The organism is Haloterrigena sp. H1 (assembly GCF_005938085.1).
GTDB lineage: Archaea > Halobacteriota > Halobacteria > Halobacteriales > Natrialbaceae > Natrinema.
On record NZ_SMZK01000001.1, the window covers coordinates 796,692 to 813,198 of the forward strand.

The following is a 16,507-nucleotide window of genomic DNA, read 5'->3' on the forward strand; positions in this document are numbered from 1 at the left end:
TGATCGCTCCGCGCTCGACACCTGCCAACGGGTTCAGTCTTGCCTCTCTCAGGCAACATCAGCTAACGATCTCACTATCGATTTGCAGCCGTGCGCTCGCCCGGACGATACTGCATACCGGTAACCGCTGCTCACCGAGTTCGTCTGGCTACCGCTGATTCTCACTCGTCGCGTAAGTCGCAGTCTGGCGGCGCCTTGCCACGCCGTGCGTCGAGGAATGCCGTCTCGTCGTCGGAGAGCTCACGGTCACGAAACTCCTCGAGCCCGGCCTGATAGCGCTCGCGGTCGGTCCACCCAGTGTCGTCGTCCGGCGTCGGATACTCGAGGATCAGTTCGGCGATACCCGTCGTCTCGCCGGTGTAGGCAAAGCCGGCCCGATAGAGCGCCTCGTAGGCGAAGGGGTTGTTGACGGCGATCCGGAGCCGTTCGTAGCCGCGCTCGAGGGCCCGATCGCGGACCTCTCGGCAGAGGGTGGGACCGATGCCCTCGCCGCGCCGGTCGCGGTCGACGGTCACGTAACGTAGCCACAGCGTACCCTCGTCGGTGCGATCCTCGTTGAACGAGACCGCAGCGACGATTTCGCCGTCGTCGGCTCGCGCCACCGCCTTCCCGGTGTTCGTCATGACGAACTTACCGGCGTAGCTGAACCGTTCGTAATCGAGTCGAAGTTTGGGGCCATTGGGCGGCCAGCCGAGCAGTTCGTACTCCACAGGCTCTGTTGGAACGCAGCCTACTACAATCCACTGCGTCTGCAATCGACGAAAGTGTACTACCGGGTGAAAACATGAATACGCGGATCGGGATTTGAACAGGTCTTGAGCGTCTGCTCACTCCGTTCGCAGAACATGGATATCATTCAAAACAGCTCGACGATTGCTACGCTCGCGAACTTGCTCGTGACAGAAATGCGCGGACCGGGATTTGAACCACGTCGTCGGGTTACACCCGACGCCTACCGACAGCCCGCTACGCGGCCTGTCGCCCGGGCCATGACCGCGGCTCAAACTGTCACATCGTGCGATGGCGCGCAGTCCACACCACGACCAACAAAAACCCAATCGCACGACACAAATGGAACCCCAACTAGAACCAATCGAACCTGACACCGCAGTTGAAATGTATCTAACTGACCGCAAGAACGAGCTAGCCAAACAGACGCTCCGGTCACACAAAGGTCGCCTCAAGCCCTTCCGGATTTGGTGTGAAGATAACGGCATTAATGACTTAAACGACTTATCCGCAAGAGACACTCGTCGCTACAAAATCTGGCAGTCGGAGTCTATCAACAACGTCACGCTCAAATCCTACATGGATACCCTTCGAGTGTTTTTGCGTTGGTCAGCGGACATTGATGCCGTACACCCAGACCTTCCGGAAAAGGTGCAGTCTCCATCGCTGAGACGGGGAGAGAATGAGAAGACGACTCACATTGACTCAGAGACTGCACAAGATATCCTTGACTATCTACGGAAATACGAATATGCAACGCTCTCGCACGTTGTCTGGGAAATCCTATGGCACACAGGGATGCGACGTGGGGCCGCACGGTCGCTGGACGTATCTGACTATCAATCCGAAGACCGGTATCTGGATGTATGCCACCGGCCCGAGACAGACACTCCGTTGAAGAACAAATATGAAGGAGAACGCCCTGTAGCAATCTCTGAAGCAGTATCTACTGTCATTGACGACTGGGTGGATAATCAGCGACCAGATGTGACTGATGATTATGGGCGACAACCGCTACTTGCAACAGATTTTGGAAGGGTTCACGGGCAAACCATCCAGAAATACATCTATATGTGGTCAATCCCGTGTGCCATCGGACAGGACTGTCCACACGGGCGTGACCCGGATGATTGTGATGCCACGGTCAATCGCAACGCCGCACACATGTGCCCATCATCTATCGCCCCACATGACATCCGTCGGTCGGCAATCACACATGCATTGCGCGAGGATGCACCTGTGACAGCAGTCAGTGACCGTTCTAACGTATCTCCAGATGTACTGGATAAGCACTATGACCAAATGACAGCAGAAGAAAAGATGGACAAAAGACGGGGCTACTTCGACAATATCTGAAGGCTCACTGGAACACTCAGAGTTTCACTCGAGGATTGACCCACACACCTCATTCAGACCGCCCGAGCTAATTCATGGGGAGGGTCCATAGAGAAGGGTCGTAGGAATCTGTCACACCTTTTAACATAGTTGTTCAGTGATTGTGCCCACAGGGATGTACTAAACACCCTCAGACATTTGCACTTGTCAATAATAGTATAGATATGAAGAACTATCCAGACAATATCGATGCAAAAAGTGAGGTTTTCATCCGAGCGGTGTACGACCTTGGTGGGGAAGCAACAACGACAGAAATCTATGAAGAGACTGGCATCCCAAAAAACTCCCGAGACTACCGATTCCAAAAATTGGAAGATATGGGTCTAATCACGGTCGGTAAAGCAGACACCGGGTATGGTAGAAGAAAAGCGCCGAAGGTCGCAACACTAACTGATGAAGGTATTTCGGAAGTTGAATCCCACCCTGTCAGTGATGATGCCCATGATATGTACTTCGACCACAAGCGCGACGAAGTACTGGACGACCTCGTTGACCGTGTCGAACGACTAGAAAATATTGTTGACGTTCTGAAAGTGCGAGTCAAGACAATTGAGAACTGGCGTGAAAAGCTGTCAGATACCTTCTCAGTATAACCTATTTTTCGGCTTTGTTCGAGCTAGACTGAGACCCTTCCAATAAGGGGTCTCTGCGTCTTAATCTGTATGTCAAACGCTGACCGCTACGACATGATGTTGCGAATCCTTGCCCGACGTGGATATATCACAGCGGGTGATGTCCCATCCCCAGACTACGATGCAGTTCTCGATGAGATGTGCGAGTTAGATTGGTTAGAAAAACGTGGAGACCACTACGTTGCAGGAGACCTAGCAATCGAATTCGGATGGGGAGAAGGAGAAGAGTAGTTGGTTATACTGTCAAATCAATCTGTGCAGCCCGGATGAACTGTTGCGTGGATTTTCCACACGCATCAGATTCACAGGTGATATGTATCCAATCGTCACCATCCGGTGTCACAGATACTGTGGTACGGCCACAGACAGGACAGGTGATGTCGTCATCGTACATCAGAAATCACCTGTGTTGAACACACCAACAAAGATTAGACGGGCTGAGTCCCACGAGAGGGTGTTGTTAAGAACCAACTGGACGAGACACCGAGAGAGGGTTGACGCATCATCATGGTACACACGGTCTGATTCAGCTACCAGCGGTGTCAGTACGTCCACTTCTCGGGAGAGGTATACGATATCGTCAGTACGCTCCGGTGCAAGCCCACAGAGGTCTGTTAAGGCGTTTTCGAACCAGAGGAGTTCTACGGCTTTATCATTGCAGGGTTTTGGCTGCATATATCAGATTATGTATGTTTCCCACATTAGTGTTACTTCGATTAGGTTTTCAGCGGGAGGTGGTGAAGTAATGAAGTAAGTGTCCACAGTTACGGTGTGTTTTCGGCTTGTTTACACTTCAAAAACGCAAGACGGAACGGCTTGTTTACACTTTTTACACCAAAATGAAGGTAGGGGAGTATGTGTATAGACAAATCACGAAGAGAAGAAAGAAGTCTCTCGTATAACCCCTACCCTAGATTTAGTGTAAAAAGTGTAAAGTCAAAATCTAAATTACAATCATAGATGCTCTCCCTTGTGAACTCGTCACTTTAGAAATATGTGATGAGTGTAAAATGGGTGTAAAACAGGTGTGAAATCTTTACACTTACACCAGTACTTCACTACTTCAGAGCGGGTGGTTATTCAAGAGGAAGTTAATTACCAATCTAAAAAGAGGACTATCCTGTTAGTGAGCGAGAATCATTCGGTCAAAGCCATCAACCTGTTCTTCCAGAGCGTATGTATCGATGGCCACACACCGATTCATCCCTGTCGTGTTCTTTGACACGTCGATGACGTAGGAGTTGTTCTCGTCTGCCATGTCGCCCATACGTGATTTGTAGTCCTTCGGGGTGTTCAACAAGTCATACCCAGTCAGACCGTGTTCACGGACGTACTTTGATACTGCGTGGTGGGCACGTTCCATTTTGATGCGGAGTTCCTCGTTTGGGTCCCCCTCGTGGACGATGGCGATATCTTGCCCCCAGACGAGCGCTCCGTCTTGGATGGCGTTACCTAGAAGACCCATAAACTCGTCCACGTGGGACATCCGGTTGTCTTCTCCCATCGACCGAGCGATGTATAGGATAGCAGCGTCAATGTCTTCGTTCGTAACGTGGCTGAGGTCGGCTCCCATCGTGTTCCCGAAGTGCTGGAACAGGACCATCCCAAACTTAACCATTTGCAAACCTTGCTGTTCAAGGTCCCCGACTCCGCCGATTCCTGCATCGCTAAGCAGGTTGTGAATATGGGACTTCGCCTCATTCCAGACTCCCTTGGCTTCGTCCTCATCCATCTGCATCACATACTGGTGGACGGCCTTAGCGTGGTTTTGGAGGTCAAGACCTTCGCAGTAGTGAACACCTGAACCATCCTCGTAAGAGTCACCAACCATTTCCGCGAACGCTCGGTCACAGGCGGGGTTATTGGTGGTTGTCTTTCGGAACTGGGTTCGAATCGTCCGTCGCTCTTCGGCGGCTCCCTGAATTGACTGCTCGCCCGAGATGAGGATAGGAGCAGTCATACGGTACGTGGTTACGGTCTGGTCGGCGTTCCCCCGACTCTCGTCGGCTCCCCGGGTCGTCCGTCGGAGCAGGTCTTGGAACGCATCCTGTTTGTATTGGGATAGTTCAGAGGGCTTGTATTCGTCGTACCAGACGGGGATATTCGTCGTACTGCTCAGGAGCTTAATCTGGGCGAATTTAGTTGCCTTCGGGGAGTGTGGGCTCCCGTCTAATCCCATCATCTTGTGGAGAATTTCGAGACTCCCGGACTTGCCTGCACCTGTATCACCATCGACGCCTAGCATCGGCATCTGCCCTGTCCACTCCCGAATCCAGTGAGTGACGAGAGTTGAGTAGTACCAGCCGATGACAGGATACCATCGCTCAGTATCCCGCACCTGTGGAAGCCACTCGCAGATGCGGGCAACTTCCTCTTCATCGAACTCACCGTCATCTCTGAGAGCCCACTTCTCTTCGACCTGCGCACCGGAGTCGATGTAGCGATGCGTAGGGTTATCCAGTTCCCAGTCTTCTCCGAATACGCCGTTCGGTGTGACTAGTTCGCCATCATGGATTCCAATCTTCCGAGTACCTACACGTTCAGGTGCGTCTGTCTGCAAAATTTGTAATCTCAGTGCGTTCAAGTCCTGTGTTTTACCGTCAAACGTTGTCGTACGCCCTGTACAGACTGTGTCCTTGAATTTTCGAACGTCGTTAAACACACTAGGTGTGAATGCCACGTCGTACGGTTGTTCGGCAGCAGAGGCAGGGACAACTGTAGCGTCGATTAGCATTTCATCGTTGTCCGGGTCGTCCAAGTATGCGTTCACATCCACTGTGAACGTCGTGATTGGGTTCCAGTATTGGTCCCCGTTTTTGTCGTTCTCCCACGTCCCGTATCCACCATCCTTCTCTCTGATGGGCGAGTAGAGGTGACCTTCTTCAGGTTCTTCTGGGGGTTCGTACACCTCGGAACAGTTGGCAATGGCGTTCGAGATGGTGCGTTCGCCGTAGGTCTTGTCACCTCGGTCTTCATCCCATTTGTCCCGGATGAGGCCCGACCGTCGGAACAGGTCGTCCATTCGGGAAGCGTCCTTCCCCGTCCAGAAGGCGAGGTGGTTGCATAGTGCCATATCCGCCTCGGACTGGCTTTCGTAGCCGCTGAAGTTACCGTTCCAGAGAGCGTCGAAGTCCTGCCCGTTCTTGGCGTTCTTCGCCTTCTCGATGATATCATCATCTTCAAGGTCAACGGGTTGCGCATCTGTCTCAGTGGTCTTCGATTCAGATGTGGGTTCTGGGTCGTCTTCCGCAATGTGTTCGTTATAGACCTGCTTGATGCGGTCGTTAGCAGGCTTCACGTCCATTCCCGTACCATCCACATGGTCGAACGTGACGGTGAAGAATCGACCTTCTTCGTACATTTCAATGTGACCTTCTTCTCCGTCAATCCCGGACCGGGTCTTGTCACCGGGCAGGAAGCCGATAGCGTACCCGTGGAAACCTGTACCAGATGGGCTGTATTCCCATGGAATGTCGTTCAGGTCGTTGATGATGTCCTGCGCCCACGCAGCGGTTTCGCCCGTTTCGGGGTCGTGGCAGTCGTCAAGGTCAATACCGACGATTACGTCATCAGCATCGAAGACGAACCCGATACCGTCTGTGTTCCCACTGTTTTTGTGGTAGTCACGTGCAGTTTCATAGTCTCTCCACGTGTCGGGGTCAGTGCTGGATGCGTACTGGTGGTCGTTCCAGTCGCTATATGGTTTGATAGGCGTCTTCGTCGTGTCACCGTCACGCTCCTCGAATTTCCAGCAAATCCAGTTCTGTCGCTGTTTGAGCGTTTGAATGAAGTCAGTCTGTGTGTCTCCAGAGGTTGCGTCTGCACTCATGCAGCATCACGAGTGTCACCTCCATTGATGCCGACAAGGTTAGCGTACGTTACCACTATTGATGCAGGGTTTTTGGCTAGCATCGTATCAAGGATTTTAGTGTATTACCCTATATATTTTCCTACGATTGATAATACTTCAAAACGTCAATACATTAATAGGGTCTCGGTTCGTAGAACCGAGTATCCAACAGGTTTCCTCGCAGGGTTTCCCTGTTGGGGGGCGCACGAGGTTTATCGTGCGTCTTCGTTCAACACATCATAGCGATGCATCTCTGTCGTTCTTTGGTACTGTGTTTGAATACCACTCACTCTGGAAAATCTCTTGAACAAGAATGAAATCGAAGACGACGAAAACCGAGTGCGTATTGAATCAGCAATCGCACACGGACAGATGCAGTATCGCTTGGATGTTGGGTTGTCTGTTCTGTGCTATATTATGTGCGACTCCCTTTCAGAGTGGGTCACCGCACGATTGTATCAACACAGATAACCCGTATAAGCGGGGTCTCAGTTTACTGGGCTAAGCTCATACTTTTGCCCACACTCGCTGCACTTGATTTCTCCTTGGTCACCAATATCTATCCGGGTCGTCACAATCTGGCCGCCGCAATCACAGGTCGTGAACAGCGAACGATTCCGGCTAGAATCTAGTTGGTCTGTATCCGGCATCGATATCCCAATCACAGTGGCGTACCAAAAAACTATCGTACATCTGATATTTGTATGTACGCACTGGTGTACGTATCTATGTACGTACGCAAGTTCGGCTATGCAAAAGCGGTCTGAATGAGGTGTGGAGGGAGAGTACGTATCGTGAGCTTACGTTGCATTATCCTAACATCTATCCTACTTCGACGCTATCCCGATACTATGGAAATCGATTTTGAGAATGAGGGCGGGTGCGTAGATATGGCAACGGGGACTGATGCACGGACGAAGCTGGAAATATTCCGCACACACCCGGGGCAAATCCGCCTCGCACTCGAATCGCAGTCAGGTCACGGCGAGATGTCATTGGGCGTCGGTCTGACCGCTGACGAAGCGCACACTGTTGGTGAACATCTCATTGAGTTAGCAGAAGAACTGGAAGAAGAGAGTGAAGAGGAGGAGTAGTCTCAGGCGAGTCCTGCGTCGTGCATCAGTTCAGCGGCTAGGTCGTCTGGTTCACGCCCCAAGTAGTTCTTCCTGAACGTCTCGGCGTCGGACCATCCTCCCCAGCGTCGCACAAGGTCAAGTGCCACCGGGGAGGCGAACAGTTTGTAGTACGTGGAAGTTGCCCAGCTTCGTCTGAGGTCGTGACAGCTCACCTCTCGCCAGTCATCGTCCCCGGTATCATCGGCAATCGCTTCGCACGCTTCGTCAACCCACCGACTGAGCGTCTTGGTCGTCACGTTCACAACAGGTTCGTCTGCACGACCGCCGCGCGCCCCCTGTGCGGATGATAGTGCGTATATTAGTGTCTTCAACCGCTCGCTGATTGGACACTCTCGGTAGCCAGTCTTCGACTCCCAGATACGCAGCTTGTACGCTTCCTCATCGGAATCAAGTTCCCGCACGTCCTGCTTCGCAACACGTGTGACTTCATCGGAGCGAAGCCCAGAGAGCATCAGGCGGATGGCCACGTCCCGCTCAAGGTTGTCCGCGTAGTGTCCCTTGAGGAGGTCTTGTTCAGACTCGGAGAGCCAGCAGCGGAACTCGTCCGCCTTTTCCATCGGTTCAATTTGCATCAGGCATCACCTTCGAAACCGTTGAGGAGCCAGTCAATCGGCTTGTACACGAGTTCTATCACCCAAGCGATGGCTGCTATCGGGAGGATGAGGAACAGGACTGCAAGTACGAACGTCCCTTTGAGGAACAGTAGAATTACCCGGTCGGACGCACGGCTCCAGTACCCACGTTCGTCGGCAGGCTCAGTAGATTGATTCGCTTGTACCCAGTTCTCTATGGCCTCTATCGGAGTATCCCCACTTCCAACTGGGGAACCAACATCCTCAGTCATAGCGAGCCAATCGTCGAATCCGGAATCGGTCTCATAGACTCGGAGAGTCATCTTGTCTGAGGGGCGGAGTGTCAGTCTAGGAGGGCTGTCTTTGGTCATGTCGTATCTACCAGAGATAACGGAAAATGGGACTATAAGTGGGCTCTCGGCGGCGCTCTGGGTGGGGTAAATGCGTTCAAGGGTGAAAAAACGGGCTTGAGTTCGCCCCCGGAGTCAGAAAATATGTTATTATCGGACGCTCGCCACAACTCGGGCTACTCACACGGACGACCGACTGCCCCCCGGTACACGGTGAACAGAATTGTCGTCAGAACGATGGATACTCCGTAGGAGAACGGTGCTACGACCAACTCGGCCAGCACGAATTGGGTGAGGACAACTGCGGCGAGAACCCCGAACCATTCGGGTTGCTGGAAATCGTACCGGAGTGTTCGAAGGTTCATTGGGAATCACCGTCTTCGACGTGCCCGATGTGGATGATTGATACCGAGTATGGCACCCGCCGCGTGTTGCGGATGTGCTTCATTAGTTGTCGTTCCTGTCCCCCTGTCATCGGGAATCACCTTCTACAACTTTGACGACGACTCGGAGCGTTCGGCCACAGCCCACGTCGTCCAGATGGTGGTCCTCACCACACACGAAATTCTCAGGGTTACCTCGGATTCCGAGGTCGGTGAAGTAACCACACTCTGGACAGAGTGCGCCATAATCGTATCCGCCTACGGCTGTCGGAATCATCGTGAATCACCATCAACTGTATCATGCCAACCGTTGAGGGCACGCATAGTCTTAGCCGACCCTTTGGAGTTCTGAATAAGTTCGATGATTTCGGGAGTGAGCGGGAAAGACTGTTCTTCCGCGTGTTCTTCCAGCAACTTTGCGTACTCTACAGCCCGCGCATCATCTTCGACATCACGAAGCACGTCCACGATAGTCATCGCATCATATTCGTCCACGAGGAACTTCTTACCCATATATCAGAAAACGTATAGAAGCTGCATTAGTCTTTCCACAAATAAAATCAGTAATCTAAGAAAATGAAGTGATGCGTCCCGTCTGCCAATATTTCGCGGGCGACATTACCCATTTCTTCTGCTGCGAGTAGAACACGTCGGGCAGTATGATACGACACATCATCGTCTGTGATGTCGCTAATCGTCACTTCCCAGTTGTCTTCAAGGTGTAATCGTAGGTTATTCCACGCCATGTCACGTTGCGTTACTGACATTGTATTTACATATATGCAGATAGACCCTATTAGTGTACCCCCCACACCAAATGTAAGGGTAGACCGATAGACGGTGTGCGGTTATGAACCGAAATAAGTCTCCAGAGTGTGTTCCAAGCGTATCAGTCGTAGAACAAGCTCAGTATCTCTAGTAGGTTAGCTATTGCATCTTCCCGGGTCCGACCAGAACTGGCAAGTCCCGTAGTCCGGTCAATAGCGGTGACACGCTTATCATCGTGCTTAATCGTGACTTCACGGTCGGGACCTACCCAATATGTATGGTTGTCTACGTCGTCAGCGGTCATGATTCATCACGACTGAAGAACAAATCATCGTTATCAGGGTCTGGGTCTGGCGTTTCTTCGACGATTCGGTCGTTCACTAATCGCTTCATCCAATCAACATGGTCATAATAAAATGCAAGTGCTTCGTGGACACGGGCCAGAGGAACATCAAGTTCATCAGCAACCTCGGCGGGCTCCAGCCCATCACGAGCGTGCGCCCGATATACATCGATGACAGTAACGTCATACTCATCTATGCGCGGATTTTCGTCGTGTGATACGATGGTCATACTCGCATCAACGATACGGGACATCAAAAGAGCGCCGCGCAGTTAGAGCCGCCGCCGAAGAAATAGTATTAACCAGTCGTCTGGTCCATTAATCCCGTGAGAATGTTGGGGGATGTTGTGTTCGTCGTTGTAGTCAGCCGGTGTTCCAAGCCACGACCCAGTGGCGACTCGAGCTAGGATGCGACTGACCACGAGGTAGAGCAGACCGATACCTGCCCAAGCTTCCCAACTCATGATGATTCGGATTCGAACTCGTCTTCGTTCACGAACGGAAGGAGATAATCGAAGAACGATTCGACACCGGTCGCCAACTGCTTATCGCACGGATAGTCGTGGGGTAGCGATTCAGGGTCAACGTGGGCTGACCAGAGAACACACCCGGAGTTGTGGGTCGCTTCGATGTGGCCGTCGTCGCTGATGGTGATAACGACGCTCATTCGTTCTCACCATTTCTGAGTTTGCAGGCTTTTAGTTGCAGTTCATCGACGTTCTTTCTGCTAACAAGATTACTGACTAAGCACCCATAATCGCAATAGAACTCATAAGATTCGCTCTTTCCGAAGTCGCTGAACAAATCTTCGCAGTACTCTCCAATATTCTCGTTAGACTTGATTTGTTGTACTTTGTATGACCTTTCGGTCACCAATCGGATGTTCGCCTTATCTCCGCAGATTCTACATTCGCTCATTCGTCATCACCGCCCAGTCGGGCTCGGATTTTCTTCATTACTGATTCACGTTCGACTTCCACAGTCTCAACGCCACACTCCGGGCAGTAGTTCAGCCACTCCGCGCGGCTTCGCCCATGTTCTCCGGGGCACCCTTTACCTGACCATGTTCGGATGATATGGCGGTCATATCTTACAGATACCCAATTACTGACAAACCAGATGATAGCCAACCCGATGATGATATAGCCGATTATATCTGGTAATCCAGTTGATGCCGCATCCGCCGATGCGTGTAGTAACACGTCTAACATACCCTATTATCATAATCTATACCACTTAAGCAGGTTCTCGGACTACCGTCTTGACTGCCCAAGGACTCCAATGACGACCGCAGCGGCACCAATCACCCCCGGCACGAGCCACGGTAGGACAACCGCCACGGTCTCGACAAGTATCTGTTGCTGTTCATAGAGGGAGTCGTCCGGTTCAAGTGCGGCAGGCGAGGTGACAAGCGCGGAGAAGATTGCGAGGAAAACCAAGGCAGTAATTGTTCCTGTGACGAGTTTGCCGATGAACCCGATGATTTCGTCACTACTCATACGTAACCAGATGTAGTTAGATATTATGAACATTATCCTACTGAATGGTACTGGGTCGTAAAAATAGAAAGCACTATGACTACGAATTTCGTCGTTATGACCAACTACTCACGATGGCTGATGATGATGACTTAGAAGTCCCTCTACCAGATGACCTTCCAAAAGAGGGACCAGACCTTGACGAAATCGTCTCAGACGGTTCAATAAACACGAACCAAATCTACAACGGTGATTGTCTAGAGCTGCTCAAATCGCTACCTGACAAATCGGTGCAGACGATTGTTACGTCGCCACCGTACAACATCGGGAAAAGCTATGAAACGAAATCACCTATTGATGAATATCTAGATGAGCACCGTAAGGTCATCGAAGAGTGCTACCGTGTTCTAACCGATGATGGTTCCATCTTCTGGCAAACCGCTGTGACCACACGGGACGGGCATCATTATCCACTTGATGTGAAGTTCTTCCCCATCTTTGAGGAACTAGGCTTTGTTCCACGGAATCGAATTATCTGGCCGAAGAGCCACGGACTGCATGGTAGGATTCGGTTCTCGTGTCGGCACGAGACGATGCTATGGTTCACTAAGACCGAAGACCACTACTTCGACGTAGACCCTGCTCGCATCCCGCAAAAGTGGCCGAACAAAAAGTCGTACCAAGGCGATAACAAGGGTGAAGTCACGTCCAACCCGGATGGAAAGAACCCCGGCGACGTGTGGGACATCGGTCACGTCAAATGGAATCATGAGGAGCAGACGCTGCATGAAGCGCAGTTCCCTGAAGAGCTTGTTGAGCGTGCGGTCCTAACCACGTCTCGTGAAGGTGACCTTGTGCTTGACCCGTACGCAGGGAGTGCGACGGTCCCAGTAGTTGCTCAAGATAACGACCGAGAGTACCTCGGTGCTGAGAAAGAGTATCGTTACTGGAAAATTGCTCAACTGCGTCTGGCAGGCGTGCCGGACAAGAACGGAAACTACGCCAATCTCAAGCAGCTTCGTGAAGCAGGGCGTGAGAATTCATCTGACTACGGGTACCATAGACGGCCAGTTGAAGAACCTGAGACTGACGAAAATCAGGCTACACTGACGGATATCAACAACGACGACGATTAGTCGTCGTAGTCAGCAATAGCGTTTTGTTCTTCTGGCAGATACTTTTCGCGGAATGATATTTCCTTTTGGGATTCAAGAGTTCGAGACCTTGGTGCCTCGTACTCATTGAATATCACGTTTTCACCTTCTTCTGGTGGTTCAATTCCGTAAATCAGGGTGGGTATCCCGTTATCCACTTCTTCGCCACAGTTTGGACATGTGAACGTGTTATTGAGTGCAGATGGTGCAGCGCGTCGTGTTGCCTGCTGGTAGTGAGACACACTCTGAGACGTGGGCATATCCTGTTTCACTACGATGATAATACCGGCTTCAATATCTGAACCCGTCTCTAACTCGATTTGTCCTTCGTAGAGCCGTTGTAGACGATTACAGTCGGCGTCCAAATACGCAAAGTTCCCGAACTGAATTTCACCAGCTACAGGACCTTTTGTGATGTCAATATCTTTGCCAGTATCATATCCCGAATTAGCTATGTTGACTTCTTTCTGCCACCCACGTTCAGTGAACTCGTCTCTTAATACGCTATTTGTGCCAACTGGGTCGAAAATAAGTTCATTCTCCCGCCCACTCTGGAACGTATAGTTGACTTGATAATCGACGGTACTGAGTACCTCTTCTATTTCATCTAAATGAGATTTAAGTTCCTGTTCAAATACCGCTTCGCCATCATTGAACGACATCTTTTCAAACCGCATAACGTATCACTTGGGCATATATGGCCACATGACATGAGTCTACCGGGTGACACTATTGAGGATATATTTCGGATGAAGCCAAAAAATACGGATTTAATCGATATCAATACGCAAATTCACACCATCTATACGCTTCACATTTGCTTATCCACATCTGACCGACCGACTTGACCGACCGACCGACCGACCGACGCCAGTCTCTCCCAATCGCAGGGGCGCGCGCATGAGTGTGCAGTTTTTCGATAGACAGCGTGGAGATATGAGTTCCAGAAATCAGTCGGACGATTCGACCCGTGACCGGGCACGCTGAATCATATCCCCGACAGTGCTTTTCGGCGTCCCCGTTGCTTCCGAAATGTCGGAATATGACTGGCCATTCTCATTCATTTGCAGGTACTCATCCTCACGAATCCGAAGTGCGAGTTCATCCGTGTCCACGTCCGACTGACCGACCGACTCATCACCTTCTCCGTCATCATCTTCCTCAAGATTGCGAATCAGGCGTAGCATGTCGCCATATCCTGCGTCACGTAAGGCGTACGCAGCGTCAAGAACCTCTTCTTCAGTGCCCCAGTCCCAGTTCCCGTTATCGTTGGTATCCAGCGTCATATTGGGCAGACCGATGCCCTGAACGTCGCACTTCTTGTCTTCTTTCTTTCCTTCTTCGTTGGTAAGTCGCTCGTAAACGACCATATGCTTCTGGGCTTGTTCCTTCGTATCACCCTTTTTGAAGCCGAAATACGCCAGTTCAGGGTTGTTCATCGTTGGGTGGATGTCTCCGGGGCGGTGACCGATGCCGATGATAGACAGTCTAAACGGTTCTTTCCGCATCTTGCGGACAAGCGGGCGCATGTAGGTCTCCACGTAGTGGCGGTCAGCGGGGTAGCCGCTCATCAGCGATGACAGCTCATCAGCAATCAACAGCTTCCGCTCATTCGGGTGTTCCAGACAATAGTGAATGATGTCGGGATACTCGTGGACGTAGACTACGCCATCGTTTGCCTCAGCCAGCGACTCCACGTTGGTGAGAATTGTTCCTCCGACTCGGAACTCCCACAATTCGCTCAGACGAACGGCTGTGTACGTCTTACCACTCCCTGTGTCTCCGAACAATAGAAGCATCAGAGATGGCTCTTCAATGAGGTCTGCGAGTATCTCATAGTCGAGGAAGTCCATCCCTGAGTCGGACGTGGCCGCCAGCCCGAGTGCGTGCTGAATGATTGGAAGATTGCCGTCCTGAACGGCTTTTGATAGCGTTTCCCCGACCTCGCGACGGACGATAGTCACGTACTGCTTGCTGTTATAATACCAGTACGCAGGTTCACCTGTTTCGTGGTGTGGGGCTTGATGTGGCGTATAATTCTCTCTGTATGTTTCCAGATAGTCGATTGTACCTCCACTCAGAAGACCGGCGTCACGGAGCGCAGGAAGCTCTTCATTTTGCAGAGCGTTCCGCAGTTGCTTGATGTCTAAGCTGTCATAATCACTCATCATCATCACCCTCGGATTCAGATTCATCCGAGTTGTCATCGTCGCCATCGCCCACATCTGGCGTTGTATCTACCGTATTTGATTCATCGTCATGGTCAATAGTGTCCATCACGTCAGCCATCAAGTCGTTCGTGGACGACTGGCCGAAGTGCGTTTCGTCCATCCGCTCCATCGCCACAGATTGGGCTTCCTGTTGGTATTTCTGCCGTAGCGCGGGCTGGGCGCTTTTGATTTCCCGTGCCTCGTCAATTTCGGTGGAGAGGATGTGGTAGTTCGTAAACGCCGCAGTGTAGTTCTTCGCAACTTCCACAGCATCCAGAACTTCATGCCACGTGGCAACCGCCGTGTGCGTGGCTGCATCGTAGTGATGGGCTAGATACGCACGCTCCTGTGTCCCTGCGATGGGCTTCTTCTGTAGACGGTCTGCCCCCTTCACAGCCATACCGTCAAACCACTCCTTTGCCCCAGTAACAACGTCAATCTCACCCTGTTCACGGTTGTCCAGTGTTAGCATCTTTGGCTGTCTGGTAATGGGAATAAGACGTAGGATGCGACCTGCTACGTAGTAGTACCCGGGTAAACCGATGGCAGCTACTAAGACTGCAAGCTGGGCTTCAGTCGCCATGCTTGCGATACGAACGCCAATTGACTCCGTCAGAATCTCAATGATGAGGACGAAGATAAACACCACGAGTATCGAACGTGGGTTGTAGACGTGTCGTAGGATTCGGACCTTCCAGCCTTCTTCGTCACCTTTTTTGCGGTACTTACGACCACTCAATAGGCTACGAAGTTCTGTTTTTGCGAAGAACTGGCGACGCTTGTATCGGTAAAGCACAGAGAGGAATACCATCCCGACCGCCGTGCCACCACTAACCCAGTGGTCGCTCCATTTTGCCCCTCGCGAGAAGGTGAACGGAGACGCTGTCGGGCTTTCTAAGAGGATACCAGTTTCCGCAGAAACGACAGAGAATGCTACCTCATCTAACCGTTGATTTTGGGTAGTATACGTGATTGTGGTCGGTTCGGGCCCGATGTCGTAAGAATCCCAGTGAAATGTCCCGTTATTAAATTCCGTCACCTGCACTTCGTCCGACCGTGACCCAGACAGTGTGATTTCGACAGAATCATCAGACCAGTCTATATCGTGGATTTGGACGTGTGACACCTGCCTTTCGATTTGACTTGTATCTATTTCCTCATCTTCATCTTCATCATCAGAGGTCTCCGTAGTAGCATTATCAGACGTATCTACGTCGTCATCTACGGTTGAATTATCTGCAACGGCTACGCCTGCAAATCCAGATGTAACCACTAAAAACACTATCAACAGGGGTGCAAGCTTCATGAACCACCACCCGGGAGAGCACCCGTGACTGCGTCCGTAATCACCCCTTCAATCCACGTTACGACATAATCGACGATGCTGGCGATGACAGATAGGATGTCGTAAATCACCAAATCAACTGGATAAATGCCCGTAATATGTAGCAGCAGAACAATGATGGCTGCATACACGATGGGTTTCACAGGGATGTTTTTTGCCATC

At 51.3% G+C, this 16,507-nt stretch carries 18 protein-coding genes; 5 read left to right on the top strand and 13 right to left on the bottom strand.

Annotated elements, in window-relative coordinates:
- Window positions 1-161: 161 nt before the first annotated feature.
- A complete protein-coding gene (locus tag E2L06_RS04065) occupies window positions 162-710 on the bottom strand; it encodes a GNAT family N-acetyltransferase (RefSeq protein WP_138778847.1) in 549 nt (182 codons plus the stop codon).
- A gap of 361 nt (window positions 711-1,071) precedes the next feature.
- On the opposite strand from E2L06_RS04065, the gene E2L06_RS04070 reads away from it, so the two are divergent.
- The 3 genes from E2L06_RS04070 (at window position 1,072) to E2L06_RS04080 (ending at window position 2,987) form a co-directional block, all read left to right on the top strand.
- Window positions 1,072-2,085 (top strand): site-specific integrase, encoded by a 1,014-nt coding sequence (locus E2L06_RS04070; protein ID WP_138778849.1) that lies wholly within the window; start codon window positions 1,072-1,074, stop codon window positions 2,083-2,085.
- Between the two features lie 203 nt (window positions 2,086-2,288).
- Window positions 2,289-2,717 carry a helix-turn-helix domain-containing protein gene (locus tag E2L06_RS04075; RefSeq protein ID WP_138778851.1) on the top strand — a complete coding sequence of 143 codons (429 nt, stop codon included), beginning with the start codon at window positions 2,289-2,291 and terminating at the stop codon, window positions 2,715-2,717.
- Window positions 2,718-2,786: 69 nt separating this feature from the next.
- Window positions 2,787-2,987 (top strand): hypothetical protein, encoded by a 201-nt coding sequence (locus tag E2L06_RS04080; protein WP_138778853.1) that lies wholly within the window; start codon window positions 2,787-2,789, stop codon window positions 2,985-2,987.
- A 162-nt stretch (window positions 2,988-3,149) separates the two neighbouring features.
- Here the strand turns inward: E2L06_RS04080 and E2L06_RS04085 are convergent, their stop codons facing one another.
- Both E2L06_RS04085 and E2L06_RS04090 read right to left on the bottom strand, forming a co-directional pair.
- Entirely contained in the window at window positions 3,150-3,431 is a 282-nt protein-coding gene (locus E2L06_RS04085) for a hypothetical protein (RefSeq protein WP_138778855.1), read from the bottom strand.
- A 448-nt stretch (window positions 3,432-3,879) separates the two neighbouring features.
- The gene (locus E2L06_RS04090; RefSeq protein ID WP_138778857.1) at window positions 3,880-6,585 is read right to left on the bottom strand and encodes a hypothetical protein; all 2,706 of its coding nucleotides are present in this window, start codon (window positions 6,583-6,585) and stop codon (window positions 3,880-3,882) included.
- An 872-nt stretch (window positions 6,586-7,457) separates the two neighbouring features.
- Between E2L06_RS04090 and E2L06_RS04095 the strand changes: the two genes are divergently transcribed.
- On the top strand, window positions 7,458-7,700 hold the full coding sequence (locus E2L06_RS04095; RefSeq protein WP_138778859.1) for a hypothetical protein: 243 nt from the start codon (window positions 7,458-7,460) through the stop codon (window positions 7,698-7,700).
- Between the two features lie 2 nt (window positions 7,701-7,702).
- Here the strand turns inward: E2L06_RS04095 and E2L06_RS04100 are convergent, their stop codons facing one another.
- The 6 genes from E2L06_RS04100 to E2L06_RS04125 all read right to left on the bottom strand — a co-directional run bounded on the left by E2L06_RS04100 (window position 7,703) and on the right by E2L06_RS04125 (window position 11,657).
- Window positions 7,703-8,314, bottom strand: coding sequence for a site-specific integrase (locus tag E2L06_RS04100; RefSeq protein ID WP_138778861.1), 612 nt, complete (start codon window positions 8,312-8,314; stop codon window positions 7,703-7,705).
- Complete coding sequence (locus tag E2L06_RS04105) at window positions 8,314-8,685, bottom strand: hypothetical protein (RefSeq protein WP_138778863.1); 372 nt, start codon at window positions 8,683-8,685, stop codon at window positions 8,314-8,316. Before E2L06_RS04105 ends, E2L06_RS04100 begins: the two co-directional genes overlap by 1 nt.
- 635 nt (window positions 8,686-9,320) lie before the next feature.
- Window positions 9,321-9,560 carry a hypothetical protein gene (locus E2L06_RS04110; protein WP_138778865.1) on the bottom strand — a complete coding sequence of 80 codons (240 nt, stop codon included), beginning with the start codon at window positions 9,558-9,560 and terminating at the stop codon, window positions 9,321-9,323.
- A 555-nt stretch (window positions 9,561-10,115) separates the two neighbouring features.
- Window positions 10,116-10,388: a DUF433 domain-containing protein gene (locus E2L06_RS04115; protein ID WP_138778867.1), complete on the bottom strand. Its 273-nt coding sequence runs from the start codon at window positions 10,386-10,388 to the stop codon at window positions 10,116-10,118.
- A 230-nt stretch (window positions 10,389-10,618) separates the two neighbouring features.
- The gene (locus E2L06_RS04120) at window positions 10,619-10,825 is read right to left on the bottom strand and encodes a hypothetical protein (protein ID WP_138778869.1); all 207 of its coding nucleotides are present in this window, start codon (window positions 10,823-10,825) and stop codon (window positions 10,619-10,621) included.
- A 586-nt stretch (window positions 10,826-11,411) separates the two neighbouring features.
- On the bottom strand, window positions 11,412-11,657 hold the full coding sequence (locus E2L06_RS04125; RefSeq protein ID WP_138778871.1) for a hypothetical protein: 246 nt from the start codon (window positions 11,655-11,657) through the stop codon (window positions 11,412-11,414).
- A gap of 113 nt (window positions 11,658-11,770) precedes the next feature.
- On the opposite strand from E2L06_RS04125, the gene E2L06_RS04130 reads away from it, so the two are divergent.
- Window positions 11,771-12,772 (top strand): site-specific DNA-methyltransferase, encoded by a 1,002-nt coding sequence (locus tag E2L06_RS04130; protein ID WP_171052305.1) that lies wholly within the window; start codon window positions 11,771-11,773, stop codon window positions 12,770-12,772.
- On the opposite strand, the gene E2L06_RS04135 is transcribed toward E2L06_RS04130, so the two are convergent.
- From E2L06_RS04135 to E2L06_RS04150, 4 genes are all read right to left on the bottom strand, one after another.
- The gene (locus E2L06_RS04135) at window positions 12,769-13,452 is read right to left on the bottom strand and encodes a BglII/BstYI family type II restriction endonuclease (protein ID WP_171052306.1); all 684 of its coding nucleotides are present in this window, start codon (window positions 13,450-13,452) and stop codon (window positions 12,769-12,771) included. The genes E2L06_RS04130 and E2L06_RS04135 overlap by 4 nt on opposite strands.
- A 288-nt stretch (window positions 13,453-13,740) precedes the next feature.
- The gene (locus E2L06_RS04140; protein WP_138778877.1) at window positions 13,741-14,958 is read right to left on the bottom strand and encodes an ATP-binding protein; all 1,218 of its coding nucleotides are present in this window, start codon (window positions 14,956-14,958) and stop codon (window positions 13,741-13,743) included.
- Window positions 14,951-16,306, bottom strand: coding sequence for a hypothetical protein (locus E2L06_RS04145; protein WP_138778879.1), 1,356 nt, complete (start codon window positions 16,304-16,306; stop codon window positions 14,951-14,953). The genes E2L06_RS04140 and E2L06_RS04145 overlap by 8 nt, the downstream gene beginning before the upstream one ends.
- Window positions 16,303-16,506: a hypothetical protein gene (locus E2L06_RS04150; RefSeq protein WP_138778881.1), complete on the bottom strand. Its 204-nt coding sequence runs from the start codon at window positions 16,504-16,506 to the stop codon at window positions 16,303-16,305. The genes E2L06_RS04145 and E2L06_RS04150 overlap by 4 nt, the downstream gene beginning before the upstream one ends.
- Between the last annotated feature and the right edge of the window lies 1 nt (window position 16,507).

Coding starts and splice junctions, on each gene's coding strand:
- E2L06_RS04120 (WP_138778869.1), bottom strand. CDS start 10,825: ATGAGCGTCGTTATCACCATCAGCGACGACGGCCACATCGAAGCGACC.
- E2L06_RS04095 (WP_138778859.1), top strand. CDS start 7,458: ATGGAAATCGATTTTGAGAATGAGGGCGGGTGCGTAGATATGGCAACG.
- E2L06_RS04075 (WP_138778851.1), top strand. CDS start 2,289: ATGAAGAACTATCCAGACAATATCGATGCAAAAAGTGAGGTTTTCATC.
- E2L06_RS04105 (WP_138778863.1), bottom strand. CDS start 8,685: ATGACCAAAGACAGCCCTCCTAGACTGACACTCCGCCCCTCAGACAAG.
- E2L06_RS04125 (WP_138778871.1), bottom strand. CDS start 11,657: ATGAGTAGTGACGAAATCATCGGGTTCATCGGCAAACTCGTCACAGGA.
- E2L06_RS04115 (WP_138778867.1), bottom strand. CDS start 10,388: ATGACCATCGTATCACACGACGAAAATCCGCGCATAGATGAGTATGAC.
- E2L06_RS04110 (WP_138778865.1), bottom strand. CDS start 9,560: ATGGGTAAGAAGTTCCTCGTGGACGAATATGATGCGATGACTATCGTG.
- E2L06_RS04130 (WP_171052305.1), top strand. CDS start 11,771: ATGGCTGATGATGATGACTTAGAAGTCCCTCTACCAGATGACCTTCCA.
- E2L06_RS04090 (WP_138778857.1), bottom strand. CDS start 6,585: ATGAGTGCAGACGCAACCTCTGGAGACACACAGACTGACTTCATTCAA.
- E2L06_RS04085 (WP_138778855.1), bottom strand. CDS start 3,431: ATGCAGCCAAAACCCTGCAATGATAAAGCCGTAGAACTCCTCTGGTTC.
- E2L06_RS04145 (WP_138778879.1), bottom strand. CDS start 16,306: ATGAAGCTTGCACCCCTGTTGATAGTGTTTTTAGTGGTTACATCTGGA.
- E2L06_RS04140 (WP_138778877.1), bottom strand. CDS start 14,958: ATGAGTGATTATGACAGCTTAGACATCAAGCAACTGCGGAACGCTCTG.
- E2L06_RS04100 (WP_138778861.1), bottom strand. CDS start 8,314: ATGCAAATTGAACCGATGGAAAAGGCGGACGAGTTCCGCTGCTGGCTC.
- E2L06_RS04070 (WP_138778849.1), top strand. CDS start 1,072: ATGGAACCCCAACTAGAACCAATCGAACCTGACACCGCAGTTGAAATG.
- E2L06_RS04135 (WP_171052306.1), bottom strand. CDS start 13,452: ATGTCGTTCAATGATGGCGAAGCGGTATTTGAACAGGAACTTAAATCT.
- E2L06_RS04150 (WP_138778881.1), bottom strand. CDS start 16,506: ATGGCAAAAAACATCCCTGTGAAACCCATCGTGTATGCAGCCATCATT.
- E2L06_RS04080 (WP_138778853.1), top strand. CDS start 2,787: ATGTCAAACGCTGACCGCTACGACATGATGTTGCGAATCCTTGCCCGA.